The sequence below is a fragment of the Methylobacterium sp. CCH5-D2 genome, from assembly GCF_001556475.1.
GTDB classification, from domain to species: domain Bacteria; phylum Pseudomonadota; class Alphaproteobacteria; order Rhizobiales; family Beijerinckiaceae; genus Methylobacterium; species Methylobacterium hispanicum.
This window is the reverse complement of the sequence record NZ_LSIX01000766.1, coordinates 1-14470: the sequence shown is the minus strand read 5'-3', so window position 1 is coordinate 14470 and position 14470 is coordinate 1. Positions and strand designations below refer to the sequence as shown.

The 14470-nt window shown below is 70.6% G+C and carries 11 protein-coding genes and 1 pseudogene; 8 read left to right on the top strand and 4 right to left on the bottom strand.

The annotated features are described in order from the left end of the window. Both AX737_RS36895 and AX737_RS36900 read right to left on the bottom strand, forming a co-directional pair. Positions 1-658 (bottom strand): annotated as a pseudogene (locus AX737_RS36895) (exopolyphosphatase); the annotation flags it as partial. A 347-nt stretch (positions 659-1005) separates the two neighbouring features. Next, positions 1006-1962 (bottom strand): peptidylprolyl isomerase, encoded by a 957-nt coding sequence (locus tag AX737_RS36900; protein ID WP_066919508.1) that lies wholly within the window; start codon positions 1960-1962, stop codon positions 1006-1008. A 353-nt stretch (positions 1963-2315) separates the two neighbouring features. Here AX737_RS36900 and secA point away from each other — a divergent pair, with 353 nt between their 5' ends. The 8 genes from secA (at position 2316) to tolB (ending at position 12608) form a co-directional block, all read left to right on the top strand. Then, positions 2316-5210 (top strand): preprotein translocase subunit SecA, encoded by a 2895-nt coding sequence (gene secA, locus AX737_RS36905; protein ID WP_066919510.1) that lies wholly within the window; start codon positions 2316-2318, stop codon positions 5208-5210. A gap of 78 nt (positions 5211-5288) precedes the next feature. Then, positions 5289-6017: a dethiobiotin synthase gene (gene bioD / locus AX737_RS36910; RefSeq protein WP_082772891.1), complete on the top strand. Its 729-nt coding sequence runs from the start codon at positions 5289-5291 to the stop codon at positions 6015-6017. Positions 6018-6127: 110 nt separating this feature from the next. Beyond that, complete coding sequence (locus AX737_RS36915) at positions 6128-7984, top strand: KUP/HAK/KT family potassium transporter (protein ID WP_238231912.1); 1857 nt, start codon at positions 6128-6130, stop codon at positions 7982-7984. 71 nt (positions 7985-8055) lie between these two features. Continuing rightward, complete coding sequence (ybgC, locus tag AX737_RS36920; protein WP_066919514.1) at positions 8056-8481, top strand: tol-pal system-associated acyl-CoA thioesterase; 426 nt, start codon at positions 8056-8058, stop codon at positions 8479-8481. Positions 8482-8658: 177 nt separating this feature from the next. Then, positions 8659-9378, top strand: coding sequence for a protein TolQ (tolQ, locus tag AX737_RS36925; protein WP_066919516.1), 720 nt, complete (start codon positions 8659-8661; stop codon positions 9376-9378). Positions 9379-9397: 19 nt separating this feature from the next. Beyond that, positions 9398-9841, top strand: coding sequence for an ExbD/TolR family protein (locus AX737_RS36930; RefSeq protein WP_066919518.1), 444 nt, complete (start codon positions 9398-9400; stop codon positions 9839-9841). A gap of 12 nt (positions 9842-9853) precedes the next feature. Further along, a complete protein-coding gene (gene tolA / locus AX737_RS36935; protein WP_066919520.1) occupies positions 9854-11221 on the top strand; it encodes a cell envelope integrity protein TolA in 1368 nt (455 codons plus the stop codon). Positions 11222-11267: 46 nt separating this feature from the next. Beyond that, entirely contained in the window at positions 11268-12608 is a 1341-nt protein-coding gene (gene tolB / locus AX737_RS36940; protein ID WP_066919522.1) for a Tol-Pal system beta propeller repeat protein TolB, read from the top strand. 7 nt (positions 12609-12615) lie between these two features. Here tolB and AX737_RS36945 read toward each other — a convergent pair whose 3' ends face one another. Then, the gene (locus AX737_RS36945; RefSeq protein WP_066919524.1) at positions 12616-13686 is read right to left on the bottom strand and encodes a nucleotidyltransferase domain-containing protein; all 1071 of its coding nucleotides are present in this window, start codon (positions 13684-13686) and stop codon (positions 12616-12618) included. A gap of 107 nt (positions 13687-13793) precedes the next feature. Continuing rightward, positions 13794-14470 (bottom strand): MFS transporter (locus AX737_RS36950; RefSeq protein ID WP_197430467.1); only part of this gene is annotated, 677 nt, incomplete at its 5' end.

Sequence of the window (14470 nt, the reverse complement as noted above, 5' to 3'; positions counted from 1 at the left end):
GCGCCCGCCACGTGCCGCCGACCGCGTAGAAGGTCCGGCCCTTGAGCGTCTCGAGCTGCGGGGCGGCCTTGCGCATGTGCTCGCGCACGAGCTTGGCCGCCTTCTTGAGCGAGCCGCCCGAGAGGTCCTGCAGGGCGAGGCCGCCGAGCGGCATCGTCACCCCCTGCCCCACCACGGCCCCGCGCACATCCACGAGTTCGAGCGAGCCGCCGCCGAGGTCGCCAACCACGCCGTCCGGCGCGTTGAAGCCCGAGATCACGCCGAGCGCCGACAACTCGGCCTCGCGCCGGCCGGACAGGAGCTGGATCTCGGCGCCGCAGGCGTTCCGCGCCGCCTCCAGGAAGTCGGGTCCGTTCTCGGCGTCGCGCGCGGCGGCTGTGGCCAGCACGTGCAGGCGCCTCACCCCCATCGTGTCGCAGAGTACCCGGAAGCGGGCGAGCGCGGAGAGCGCCCGCCGCACCGCCTCCTCGTTGAGCCGGCCGGTGGTGAGCACGTTGCGGCCCAGGCCGCACAGGACCTTCTCGTTGTAGATCGGGGTCGGCGCGCGGCCGAGCCGATCGTAGGCGACGAGGCGGACCGAGTTCGAGCCGATGTCGATGATCGCGACGGGGTCCAGCCGGTCGCCCGCCGCGTGGGAGGTGGCAGGATAGAGATCCAAATCCGCCGATCCTTGTCGCTCGCCCGCCCACCGGCGCGGCCCGGGGCCCCTAGCTAGAGGCAAAACGCGGCGCGTGGAACCGGAGGCGGGGCGCAGGGCGCGGTTTTCCCGCGTGGCGGAGGACATGCGGGCCACGACGGCCGCGACGGCCCGATAGCGTGGCGCGCCGTCTCCCGACGGTCTCTCCATGCTTCCGGGGCGCCGCTGGCGAACCCGAGATCCACGCATGCCGGAGCGGCAGGACGAGGCGCCCGGTGTCCATGGATCCCGGGTTCCGCTGGCGCGGCCCCGGGACGACGATGTGGCTTCTGGGAACCCGGGAGCGCGGCCCCGCCCTCGCTCCTCCCTTACGGCTTCTTCGGCTCCGCGGCCTCGGGCTTCGCCTCGCTCGGCGAGGGCGGGGCCGCGCTGGTCCGCTCGATCTTCGCGTCCTGGCGCAGCTTCAGGATCAGGTCCTGCTGCGCCTTGCGGATCAGGTGCTGGTCGATCTGCTCCTTCAACTCGTCGAAGGTCGGCAGCGGCTTCACGCGCTTCTCCTCGACCTTGATGACGTGCCAGCCGAACTGGGTCTTGATCGGGTCAGAGACCTGGCCGACCGGCAGCTTGAAGGCGGCGTCGGCGAATTCCTTCACCATGCGCTCCTTGGTGAACCAGCCGAGGTCGCCCCCTTCCGTCTTCGAGCCCGGATCCTTCGAGGCCTCGGCCGCGACCTTGCCGAAATCCTCGCCGCCCTTGATCCGCGCGGCGATCTTCTTCGCCTCGGCCTCGTTGTCGACGAGGATGTGGCGGGCGTGCACCTCCTCCTCGGGCTTCATCAGCTTGACGCTCTGGTCGTAGACCGCGCGCGCCGCCTCGGGCGTCGCGGCCTTCTTGGCCTCGCGCTCGAGGTACTCGTCGAGCAGGAGCTTGTCGCGGAAATAGGCGAGCTTGCGCTTGAAGTCCGCCGTGTCGGCGACCTTGGCGGCCTCGGCGGCCTGGGCGCCGACCTTCAGGTCCACGAGGTAGTCGACCAGCAGCCCCTGCTTCTGCGCCTCGTCCACGCCGGGCAGCGAGAGCGCCGGGTCGTCCGAGGCGACGGCGAGGTCGCCGCCGGTGATCGGCTGGCCGTTGACCTTGGCCACCACCGTGTCGGGCGCGATCGGCGCTGGGGCCGGCGTCTCCGCCGCCTTCGCCTCGGACGCCTTGGCCTCAGGCGCCTTGGCCTCGGACGCCTTGGATGCCGGGGCCTGGGCCGAGGCGAGCCCCGGCATCGCGAGGGCGAGCGCGAGGGCGCTGGCGCGCAGGAGATGGGTCGGCTTCGTCATGGCGTCGGAATTCCTCGGCGTGCGGCGGCCGCGCTTCCCGCGGGTGCGGGATCCTGAACGACCTTCTGAAAGGTTCGAGGCACGGCTTTCGGCGACACAGGTGGCTTGGCCGCGTGCCGAACGCAAGCGTCGCCGCAGATCAGTCCCTGCCCGGAACACCCGATCGTGAGGACGGCCCTCGAACGGTACCGGCCCGGGGGCCGGAGGCGCGGCCGGCGCGAAAGCACCCGCCTGTGGGCACCGCCTCTTTCAGGTGCGCGACCCGATGTTTACCTCTATAAGCCCGGCCAACTCAGCCAAGACCGGCCCGTGGCGGTACGCCGCCGACGGGCTCGCGCGTCCGTAGGTCCACGATGCTAGGCAATCTCGCCAAGAAGATTTTCGGCTCCTCGAACGACCGCCGCGTCAAGGGCTACCGCCCGCGCGTCGCGGCGATCAACGCGCTGGAGCCCGAGCTTCAGGCGCTCTCGGACGAGGCCCTGCGCGCGCGCACCGACATGCTGAAGGCGGAACTCGCCAACGGCAAGACCCTCGACGACATCCTGGTCCCGGCCTTCGCCACGGTGCGCGAGGCCGCCAAGCGCGTGCTCGGCCAGCGCCACTTCGACGTGCAGCTCATCGGCGGCATGGTGCTGCACGAGGGCGGCATTGCCGAGATGCGCACCGGCGAGGGCAAGACCCTGGTCGCCACGCTGCCCGTCTACCTGAACGCCCTCTCGGAGAAGGGCGTCCACGTCGTCACGGTGAACGACTATCTCGCCTCCCGCGACGCCGAGTGGATGGGCCGGGTCTACCGCTTCCTCGGGCTGACCGTCGGCACCATCGTGCACGGGCTCGACGACGAGCAGCGCAAGGCGAGCTACGCCTGCGACATCACGTACGGCACGAACAACGAGTACGGGTTCGATTATCTCCGCGACAACATGAAGTACGAGATGTCCCAGCTCGCGCAGCGGGGGCACAACTTCGCCATCGTGGACGAGGTCGACTCGATCCTGATCGACGAGGCGCGCACGCCGCTGATCATCTCCGGCCCCGTGGACGACCGCTCGGAGCTCTACGTCGCGGTCGACGCGATCATGCCCCAGCTCCAGAAGTCCTACTACGACCTCGACGAGAAGCAGCGCACCGTCTCGCTGACCGAGGAGGGCAACGAGTTCATCGAGGAAGCGCTCCGCGAGGCCGGGATCCTGAAGGAGGGCGACCTCTACGACGCCCACAACGTCAGCCTCGTCCACCACGTCAACCAGGCGCTCAGGGCCAACACCCTGTTCACGCGCGACAAGGACTACATCGTCCGCAACGACGAGGTGGTGATCATCGACGAGTTCACCGGTCGCATGATGCAGGGCCGGCGCTACTCGGAGGGGCTCCACCAGGCGCTCGAGGCCAAGGAGCGGGTGACGATCCAGCCCGAGAACCAGACGCTCGCCTCGATCACCTTCCAGAACTACTTCCGCCTCTACAAGAAGCTCGCCGGCATGACCGGCACCGCCTCGACCGAGGCCGACGAGTTCGCCGAGATCTACAAGCTCGAGGTGGTCGACATCCCGACCAACAAGGAGGTCGAGCGCGTCGACGAGGACGATCAGGTCTACCGCACCGTCGAGGAGAAGTACGAGGCGATCATCGAGGAGATCGACCGGGCCCATTCCCGGCTGCAGCCCGTGCTGGTCGGCACCGGCTCGATCGAGAAGTCCGAGTACCTCGCCGACCTGCTGCGCAAGCACGGCTACACGGCGCTCGACTATTCCGACCCGAACGCGCTCACCGACGTCTACGCCGCCGCCCGCGAGGGCCGCGTCACCAAGCGCTTCGCGGTGCTGAACGCCCGCTTCCACGAGCAGGAGGCCTACATCGTGGCCGAGGCCGGCGTGCCGGGCGCGATCACCATCGCCACCAACATGGCCGGCCGCGGCACCGACATCAAACTCGGCGGCAACGTCGAGATGCGGGTCGAGAAGGAGCTCGCGGGCGTCGCCGAGGGGCCGGAGCGCGACGCGGCCGTCGAGGCGATCAAGGCCGAGATCGCCGAGAACCGCGCCAAGGTGCTGGCCACCGGCGAGCCGGCCGACCCGGCCGCGGGCCGCAAGAAGGCCCTGCCCGGCGGCCTCTACATCATCGGCACCGAGCGCCACGAGTCGCGGCGCATCGACAATCAGCTGCGCGGGCGCTCCGGCCGCCAGGGCGACCCGGGCCGCTCGAAGTTCTACCTCTCGCTGCAGGACGACCTGATGCGGATCTTCGGGTCCGACCGCATGGACGGGATGCTGCAGAAGCTCGGTCTGGAGAAGGGCGAGGCGATCATCCATCCCTGGATCAACAAGGCGATCGAGAAGGCGCAGCAGAAGGTCGAGGCGCGCAACTTCGACATGCGCAAGAACGTGCTCAAGTACGACAACGTGATGAACGACCAGCGCAAGGTCGTCTTCGAGCAGCGCCGCGACTTCATGGGCCAGGAGAGCGTGCGCGAGACCGTCGACGACATGCGCCACGGCGTGATCGACGACCTCGTGGCCGCCCACATCCCCGAGAACGCCTACGCGGAGCAGTGGGACACGGCGGGTCTCGCCCAGCGCATCGCCGAGGTGCTGAACCTCGACGTGCCGGTGGAGGACTGGGCCAAGGAAGAGGGCATCGCCGACGAGGAGATCCGCGAGCGCCTGCGCAAGCTCGCCGACGAGTCCTACGCCGAGCGCGCCGAGAAGAACGGGTCTGAGGTCACTGCCTATATCGAGAAGCAGGTGCTGCTGCAGACCCTCGACCATCTCTGGCGCGAGCATCTCGTCACCCTCGACCACCTGCGGCAGGTGATCGGCTGGCGCGGTTTCGCCCAGCGCGACCCGCTGAACGAGTACAAGTCCGAGGCCTTCGATCTGTTCAACAGCCTCGTGACGAGCCTGCGGGAGCAGGTCACCGGCCAGCTCTCGCGGGTCGAGATCATGTTCCAGGAGCCGGACCAGGCGGGGGCTCAGCCCTTCCCGGGCGAGGCGCCGAGCCTGCCGCCGATGTTCGCCCAGCACCTCGACCCGGTCACCGGCGAGAACGAGTTCGGCCGGGGCTCCGGCAGCGACGGCGGCGCGGGCCCGGCCCTCGGCTACGCGGCGCAGGGGCTTTCGGCCGACGGCGCCGTGCTGGAGCGCGACCCCGCCGACCCGGCCACCTGGGGGCGCGTCGGCCGCAACGAGCCCTGCCCCTGCGGGTCGGGCAAGAAGTACAAGCACTGCCACGGCACCTATCAGGTCTGACCCGCGTGACGTCCCTCCCCCTCTGCGGGGGAGGGAGAGCGGCACGCGCCGCGCCCCATCGTTCATCGCAATCACGCCATGCCCGCCCTGTTCATCGCCGGTGCCGGCACCGAGATCGGCAAGACCTACGTCACCGCCGCCCTCACCCGGCGGCTGATCGCGGAGGGGCGCCGGGTCCGCACCCTGAAGCCGCTGGCGAGCGGCGTCCCGCCCCTCGACCATCCGGATTTCGCCGCGAGCGACACCGCCCGGCTGCTGGACGCCCAGGGGCTCGCGCCGACACCGGAGACCGTCGCGGCCTGCTCGCCCTGGCGCTACGTCGCCCCGCTCGCGCCCGATCAGGCGGCAGCATTGGAGGGCCGCGCCCTCGCGCTGCCCGACCTCGTCGGGTGGTGCCGGGCCGAGATGGCCCGCGCCGAGGACATCCTGATCATCGAGGGCGTCGGCGGCCTGATGAGCCCGGTCACGCCGGACGCAACCGGCCTCGACTGGCTCAAGGCCCTGGGGATCCCGGCGCTCCTCGTTTCCGGCAGCTATCTCGGCGCGATCAGCCACGCGCTCACCGCCTGCGAGACCCTGCGGCTCCACGCCGTTCCGCTGCGGGCGGTCGCGGTGAGCGAGAGCCCCGGCGCGCCGACGCCGCCGGAGACCGTGGCGGCCGCGATCCGCCCGCGCGTCGCCGCCCCCGTGCTCTGCCTGGGCCGGGACGCGCCCTGCCCCGACGAACTCGCGGACGTGGCGCGCGGGCCGCAGGTTTCTTATCCTTCGCGGCGCGATGGGACCGGGGAGCCCGGTCGCGCGTTGTAGCGCCCGACAGACCCGGGTCGGGTCGCGCCTGCCCGGAGCCGAACGTGAGCCAGAGCAAGGTCCGCGCAGGGAGCGAGGCCGGCGAAGAGCGCGGCCGGCTGAGGCCCGCCCTGCTGCTCGGCGCGCTCGGGGTCGTCTACGGCGATATCGGTACGAGCCCGCTCTACGCCTTCAAGGAGGCGGTGCGCGCCGCCAACCCGGGCGCGCACAGCGCCGACCCGGTCGCGGTCACGGGCGCCGTCTCGCTCATCCTCTGGGCCCTGGTCCTGATCGTCTCGATCAAGTACGCGGTGCTGATCCTGCGGGCCGACAATAACGGCGAGGGCGGCATCGTGGCGATGCTGGCGCTCCTCGGCGCCCGCCACGCCAAACCCGGCACCTGGCAGGCTCTCCTCCTCGTGGTCGGCCTCGTCGGCGCCGCGCTCCTCTACGGCGACGGCGCGATCACGCCCGCAATCTCGGTGCTCTCCGCGGTGGAGGGGCTGAAGGTCGACGCCCCCGCCCTCGGGCGCTTCGTGGTGCCGATCACGCTCGCGATCCTCGTCGCCCTGTTCCTCGTGCAGAGCAAGGGCGTCGCCTTCATTGGTCGGATGTTCGGCCCGGTGATGCTGGTCTGGTTCTGCGTGCTCGTCCTGCTCGGCCTCGGCGGGATCTGGCATCGACCCGAGATCCTCGCCGCCGCCAACCCCCTGAAGGCGGTGGAGTTCATGGGCCATGCCGGCTGGGGCGTGAGCTTCGCGATGCTGGGCGCGGCCTTCCTGGCGGTGACCGGCGGCGAGGCGATGTACGCCGATCTCGGCCATTTCGGCGCCGGGCCGATCCGGGTCTCGTGGTTCGCCCTCGTCCTGCCCGCGCTGGTCATCAACTATCTGGGCCAGGGCGCCGGGCTGCTGCTGGAGCCCGACGCCATCGAGAACCCGTTCTACCGCCTCGCCCCGGACTGGGCGCACTACCCGCTGATCGGGCTCGCGACGCTCGCCACCGTCATCGCCTCGCAGGCGATCATCTCAGGGGTCTTCTCGCTGACCCAGCAATCGATCCAGCTCGGCTTCCTGCCCGCCATGCGCATCGTCCAGACCGCGCCCGACGAGCGCGGGCAGATCTACGTGCCCGCGGTGAACTGGCTCCTCGCCGCCGCCACGCTGACGGCGGTCGTGGTGTTCGAGACCTCGGACGCGCTCGCCGGCGCCTACGGCATCGCGGTCTCGCTGCTGATGGCGATCACCACGGTGCTGGCCGCCCTCATCGCGCACAGATGGGGCTACGCGCTGCCCGCGATCCTGGCCGTCAACGGCTTCTTCCTCGTGATCGACCTGGTCTTCCTCGGCGCCAACAGCGTGAAGCTGTTCGAGGGTGGCTGGTTTCCGCTGGTGCTCGCCGGCTTCGTCGCCCTGATGATGCTGACCTGGCGGCGGGGCAACCATCTGATCGAGGAGGCGCGCGCCGCGATGCGCCAGCCGGAGGCCGCCTTCCTGGCGAACCTGCAGCACCGGGACGTCGTCCGCCTGCCCGGCACGGGCGCCTTCCTGTCGGCGGCGACCCACGGCATCCCGCTGCACCTGTCGCGCTTCGTCGAGCGCAGCCACGCGCTGCACCGGCGCGTCGTCATCGTCACGGCGCTCTACGAGGAGACGCCGACGGTGCCCGAGACCGAGCGCGCCCGCGCCACCCTGCTGGCGCCGGACTTCTACCGGCTGATCCTGCGCTACGGCTTCATGGAGGACGCCTCGATCCCCGAGGGCCTGCGCTGCGCCGTCGAGCACCGGCATCTGCCGGCCGCGATCCTCGACGACATGACGGTCTTCATCGGCCACGAGACGGTGATCCCGAAGAGCGACGACCGGGGCATGATGCCCTGGCGCGAGAACCTGTTCGCCTTCATGCAGCGCAACGCCGAACGCACCGGCGCCTATTTCTGCGTGCCGACCCGGCAGGTTGTGGAGGTGGGCACCGAGATCGAGATCTGAGGGCGTCCCTCGCCCTCGCCATCGGCCGCCCCAGTCGTTAGAAGCCCGCGTCTCTCGAGACTTGGGCATCCATGGATCCGACCACACGCGCCGACGCGCACCGGCTGCCGGTGCGGGTCTATTACGAGGACACCGATTTCTCGGGCTTCGTCTACCACGCGAGCTACCTGCGCTTCATGGAGCGCGGCCGCACCGAATTGCTGCGGGACCTGGCCGGCGACCAGTCCGACCTGCACCGGGACGCGGACGGCCTCGTCTTCGTGGTGCGCCGCATGGAGATCGACTACCTCAAGCCCGCCCGCATGGACGATGCGCTCACGATCGTCACCGCGACGCGGGAGCTGCGCGGCGCCTCGATGCACCTCTCCCAGGCCGTGATGCGGGGCGAGGAGGCGCTGGTGCGCGCCGAGGTGGTGGTGGCCTGCGTGCGCGGCGGACGGGCGATCCGCCTGCCCGAGCGCCTGCGGCAGAGGCTGACTCCGGCAACCAATCCTTAACCCTGCCAGGGCCTTAACTGAACCTCACGCATCCGGGCGACGCGGGCGGCCCCGGCACGGCCCTAACTTCGACACGTTCGGCGGCGATTGCCGTTGAAATCGTTCGACGATTTGGCCCGAGCGCGAGCCTTGCCCGCTTCGGTACGGGCGCTCTCCGGGGCACCGAGGAACAGGTCCATGAATCCAGCCGACGCCATGGCGGTCCACGCACCGGTCGCCGATATGAGCCTGCTCGGCCTGTTCCTGCAGGCCCACTTCGTCGTGAAGATCGTGATGGTGGGCCTGCTCAGCGCCTCGGTCTGGTGCTGGGCGATCATCGTCGACAAGACCCTGCTGTTCCGCCGCACCCGCGCCGAGATGGACTCCTTCGAGGACGCATTCTGGTCCGGCCGCTCGCTGGAGGAGCTGTTCCGCTCGTTCAACGACCGTCCGGCCACCGGCCTCGCCGCGGTGTTCGTCGCCGCCATGCGCGAGTGGAAGCGCTCCTTCGAGGGCTCGGGCCGTCAGATCCAGTCGCTCAGCCAGCGCATCGACAAGACGCTCGACGTCACCATCCAGCGCGAGGTGGAGCGGCTGGAATCCCGCCTCCTGTTCCTCGCCTCGATCGGCTCGGCCGGCCCCTATATCGGCCTGTTCGGCACGGTCTGGGGCATCATGACCGCCTTCACCTCGATCGCGGCCTCCAAGAACACCTCGCTCGCGGTCGTGGCACCGGGCATCGCCGAGGCGCTGTTCGCCACCGCGATCGGCCTGTTCGCGGCGATCCCCGCGGTGCTCGCCTACAACAAGCTCCAGGCCGAGGTGGCCAAGGCCCAGTCGCGGCTGGAGGGCTTCGCCGACGAGTTCTCGGCGATCCTCTCCCGCCAGATCGACGAGCGCCTCTCGCTCGCCGCCTGACCCGGAAGGAGCCGAACCCATGGGCATGGCAGCGGGCGGCAAGGCCGGCACGAGGCGGCGGCGCGGCGGGCGCCGCGGCGGCGCCATCAACGAGATCAACATGACGCCGTTCATCGACGTCGTGCTGGTGCTGCTGATCATCTTCATGGTGGCCGCGCCGATGATGACGGTCGGCGTGCCCCTCGACCTGCCGCAATCCAAGGCGGCCCCGCTCAACTCCGACACCAAGCCCATCACCCTGTCGATCCGCCAGACCGGCCAGGTCTTCCTCGGCGAGGACGAGCTCTCCGACGACACGATCGTGCCCAAGCTCACCGAGGCCTCGAAGTCCGGCACCGAGGAGCGGGTCTTCGTGCGCGGCGACAAGCGCGTCGATTACGGCCGCGTCGCCCAGGTGATGGCGATCGTCACCGGCGGGGGCTTCCGCAAGGTCGCCCTCGTCACCGAGCCCGACCAGCGATAACGGGGCGCCAGCGTGGCACTCAAGCTCGACCGCAGGGAACCGGGGGTCTGGATCTCGGTGGGCACCCATGTCGCCGTGGTGGCCGCCGCAATCATCGGCATCTCGGCCCCGGCGCTGCCGGAGGCCCAGGAGGGCGTGCCCGTCGAGGTGATCACCGAGAACCAGTTCTCGGAGCTGACCAAGGGCGAGCGCAACGCCGAGAAGCCGCTCTCCGACGCCAAGCCCCGTGCCGACCGGCAAGCGGAAAAGTTCGAGGAGCGCGAGCCCGAGAACGCCAAGGTCGATTCGCCGACCGCGCCCACCCGCACCGCCGACATGAAGGTCGCCAACGCCGACGCGATGGCGCTGCGCATGAGCGAGCCGGACCCCGCCGAGGAGCGGGCCAAGGCGGAGGCCAAGGCCGCGGAGGCCAAGGCCGCGGCGGAGAAGGCCGCGGCGGAGAAGGCCGCCGCCGAGAAGGCCGAGGCCGCCAAGGCCGCCAAGGCCGCCAAGGCTGCGGCCGCCGAGAAGGCCGCTGCCGAGAAGGCTGCCGCCGCCAAGGCCGAGGCGAAGGCGAAGGCCGAGGCCGCCAAGGCGGAAGCGGAGAAGCGCGAGGAACTCGCCAAGCTGATCGAGCGCGAGGAGGCGGAGGCCGCCGCCGAAGCGAAGGCCAAGGCCAAGGCGGATGCCGCCGCGAAGGCGAAGGCCGAGGCTGCTGCCAAGGCCAAGGCGGATGCCGCCGCGAAGGCCGAGGCCGAGCGCAAGGAGGCCGAGCACCAGAAGCAGATGGCCGAGAAGGCGGAGGCCGAGCGCGAGAAGGCGGAGGCCGCCGCCAAGGCCAAGGCGGAGGCCGCCGCGAAGGCCGAAGCCGCCGCCAAGGCCGCCAAGGCCAAGGCGATGGCGGATGCCAAGGCCAAGGCGGATGCCGAGGCCAAGGCCCGCAAGCAGGCCGAGATCGCCGACAAGTTCAACGCGGGCGACATCAAGTCCCTGCTCGCCTCGAAGTCGCCCTCGCAATCGACCGGTGCCACGGGCCGCGACGTGCAGCGCGTCGCCTCGCTCGGCGCGGCGACCGGGACGTCGCAGAAGCTCTCGCCCTCGATGCGCGACGCGCTCGTCGGCATGCTGCAGCAGCAGATCGAGCGTTGCTACTCGGCCCCGCCCGGCGCCTCGCAGGGCGTGATCCTGCCGGTGCTCGACATCCGCCTGAACCCGGACGGGACGCTGGGCAGCGAACCCCGGGTCATGCGCTCGGGCCAGAACGCGACCGACCAGTCGATCGCTTCGGCGGCGCTCCGCGCTGTGCGGCGCTGCGCGCCCTACAAGATCCCGGCCCAGTACGCGCCGTTCTACAACGACTGGAAAGCCATCAACGCGGAGTTCGAGTTCACGGCGACTTGACGCCCCGGCTCCCCCTGCACCGATCCAGCGACCGGACCTGACCAGCATGCATCTCGCTCACCCGCGACGCCGCACGGCGCCGCTCGCCACGCTCCTGGCCTTCCTCGCCCCTCTTCTGGCCCTCGCGCTGCTCGGGCTGCCGGCCCAGGCGCAGCTCCAGCTGCGCATCGGCGGGGGCGCCTTCCAGCCGCTGCCGATCGCGATCGCCGACTTCGCGGGCGACCCGAGCCTCGGCGGCCTCGTCTCCGGGGTGGTCGCGAACAACCTGCGGCGCTCCGGCTACTTCACGCCGCTCGACAAGGGGCGCTTTCCCGAGAACCCCGCCTTCGACGCGGCGCCGGCCTTCGACAAGTGGCGCGCCACCGGCGTGCAGGGCCTCGTGACGGGCCGCGTCTCGCGCGACGGCGGGGGGCGGCTGAAGGTCGAGTTCCGACTCTGGGACGTGACGTCGGGCCAGCAGATGACCGGCCAGCAATACGCTACCGATCCGGCCAACGCCCGCCGCACCGGCCACCTCATTTCCGACGCCGTGTATACGAAGATCACCGGCATCGGTCCGTGGTTCGACAGCCGCATCGCGTTCGTCGACGAGTCGGGCCCGAAGGAGAACCGCCGCAAGCGCCTGATGGTGATGGACCAGGACGGCGCCAACGTCCGCGCCATCACCACCGGCGAGAACGCCATCGTGGCGCCGCGCTACTCGCCCGCGACCCAGGACATCGCCTTCATGGCGCAGGCCACCGGCCACCAGCCGCGCGTGCAGGTGATCAACCTCGAGACCGGGACGCGGCAGGCGGTCGGCAACGTCGATTCGATGAGCGCGAGCCCGCGCTTCTCGCCGGACGGGCGCCGCCTCGTGATGAGCGTGCAGCAGGGCGGCAACGCCGACATCGTGACGATGGACCTCGCCTCGAAGGCGCAGCGCTCGATCACCAACGGCATGGCGATCGACACCTCGCCGACCTATTCGCCGGACGGCTCGCAGATCGTGTTCGAGTCCGACCGCGGCGGCTCGCAGCAGATCTACGTGATGGGTGCCGACGGCTCGAACCCGCGCCGCATCTCCTTCGGCGAGGGCTCGGCCTCGCAGCCGGCGTGGTCGCCGCGCGGCGACCTCATCGCCTTCACGCGCCAGCGCAAGGGCGGCTTCGCCATCTGCGTGATGAAGCCGGACGGTTCGGGCGAGCGGGTGCTCACGGAAGGCTTCCACAACGAGGGCCCGACCTTCGCGCCGAACGGCCAGTACGTGCTGTTCTTCCGCGATCCGGGCGGCCAGGGCGGCGGCAAGCTCTACATGGTCGACATCACCGGCAAGGTGGAGCAGCCCGTGCCGACCCCCTCCTACGCCTCCGATCCGACTTGGTCGCCGCTGCTCGCGGGGCGGTGAGGGGCGCTCACCAGTCCGGTTCCAGGCGGTCGTGCGCGCGCTCGGGCGCGTCGTCCGGGAGCAGCGACGGCGCCTCCCGGCGCAGGGCGGCGGGCAGCGCCCGCAAGGCCGGATCGTCGAAGCCGAGATGCGGCAGGTAGCGGGCGACGAGGGCCGCGACCAGTTCCGCCTGTGCCCGGTCGCGGCGTCGCTTGCCGGGATCGCGGTCGTCCCGCGACGACAGCCAAGCCTTGTGTAGGGCGAAGGCGCGGGGATCGGGCACCACCATCTCCGCCGGGTAGCCGCGCAGGTCTAGGACCGTCGCCGTCACCTTCGGGCTGTTCACGAGCCACGCGAGACCGGTGATCTCCGCCGCGACCAGATCGTCCGCCTCGGCGCCGATCCGCCGCGGCTCGCTCGGGCGGATCGGATCCTTCCCGGCCGGCGTGATCAGATCGACGATGTAGCCGTCCCGGTTCGCGGCGCGGAAGCCGCCCTTGCGCAGGATCTCGAACGAGTGATCGACCTTTTTGAGAAGGCCGACCACACCGTTCGCGGTCACCTCCGGTGCGACGAGTTTCAGGCTCGTCCGCGCGTCGTAGAGCAGGTCGATGTCGGCGGTCTCGAGCCGGGACTCGGCGATCTGAACGCCCGCCATCCGCTCGTAGACGAAGAGGGCGTTGGTGCCGACCGTCGCGACAATGGGCCGGGATAGGCCGGACTCGGCCAGCGCCCGCAGGATGCGCGCGGCGATGACCGGCATCCTGCCGAGTTGCTCGGCGCGGCTGACGGCCGCCATCCGGTCGAGCCGCCGCGCGAGGTCGGCGCTGCGCGCGCGGGCACGAGCTCGCCCCTCCGTGAAACGCGCGTGCAGCGCCTCCGTCTCCGCGCTTCGCGGACCGAGCGATTTCCAGGTGCCGGCCCGCGCGCGGTAGAGGTAGGATCCGCCGCTCACCGTCTTCCAGGCCATCGAACCGGCGAACCGGTCGCCGAGCTCGGCGCGCGCCTCTCGATACGCCTCGAACACCTGCTCGGTGTTGATGAGCTGGCGCACCTGATCGCCATCGAGTTCCCGGTAGCCCGGCGCTTCCGGATCCATGACGCCCCACCGTCATCAAAGTGAATCAAGGTGCTGATGTAACAGGGTTTATCCATAATCGGTACCGGTTTGGTCGCGAAATGGATAATGGGGTGGAGGCGGACCTCTCACCCCTCTTTCAGCAGCCGGTCTCGGTCGCGCAGGGCCGGGAACAGCCGGCCCCACGCCACCGCGATCAGCACCGTGATCGCGCCGCCCGCCACCACGGCCGGCACGGCGCCCAATGCCGCGGCCAGCAGGCCGGACTCGAACTCGCCGAGCTCGTTCGAGGCGCCGATGAAGACCGTGTTCACCGCCGCGACCCGGCCCCGCATGGCGTCCGGGGTCTCGCCCTGGACGAAGCTCTGGCGGACGTAGACGCTGATCATGTCGGCCGCGCCCGTCACGAACAGGCAGAGCATCGAGAGCGTGAGCGAGGTCGAGAGGCCGAACACCACGATGGCGAGGCCGAACACGGCGACCGCCCGGAGCATCCGGGCGCCCGCGTGGCGGCGCAGCGGACGGTAGGCGAGCCAGATCGCCATGGTGACGGCGCCCGCCGCCGGCATGCTGCGCAGGGCCCCGAGGCCGAGGGGCCCGACATGCAGCACCTCGGCGGCGAAGATCGGCAGGAGCGCGGTGGCGCCGCCGAACAGCACGGCGAAGAGGTCGAGGCTGATCGCGCCGAGCACCACGGGCTGCGAGCGGATATAGGCGAGCCCGGCCGAGAGCGTGGCCCAGCTGACCCGCGGCCGCTCACCCGAAGCCGCGGGCCGGAAGCGGATGGCAGCGACCAGAAGGGCGG

Excerpts from the sequence above, each read along its gene's own strand:
- AX737_RS36900 (WP_066919508.1), bottom strand. The coding sequence starts at position 1,962 with ATGACGAAGCCGACCCATCTCCTGCGCGCCAGCGCCCTCGCGCTCGCC.
- secA (WP_066919510.1), top strand. The coding sequence starts at position 2,316 with ATGCTAGGCAATCTCGCCAAGAAGATTTTCGGCTCCTCGAACGACCGC.
- bioD (WP_082772891.1), top strand. The coding sequence starts at position 5,289 with ATGCCCGCCCTGTTCATCGCCGGTGCCGGCACCGAGATCGGCAAGACC.
- ybgC (WP_066919514.1), top strand. The coding sequence starts at position 8,056 with ATGGATCCGACCACACGCGCCGACGCGCACCGGCTGCCGGTGCGGGTC.
- tolQ (WP_066919516.1), top strand. The coding sequence starts at position 8,659 with ATGAATCCAGCCGACGCCATGGCGGTCCACGCACCGGTCGCCGATATG.
- AX737_RS36930 (WP_066919518.1), top strand. The coding sequence starts at position 9,398 with ATGGGCATGGCAGCGGGCGGCAAGGCCGGCACGAGGCGGCGGCGCGGC.
- tolB (WP_066919522.1), top strand. The coding sequence starts at position 11,268 with ATGCATCTCGCTCACCCGCGACGCCGCACGGCGCCGCTCGCCACGCTC.
- AX737_RS36945 (WP_066919524.1), bottom strand. The coding sequence starts at position 13,686 with ATGGATCCGGAAGCGCCGGGCTACCGGGAACTCGATGGCGATCAGGTG.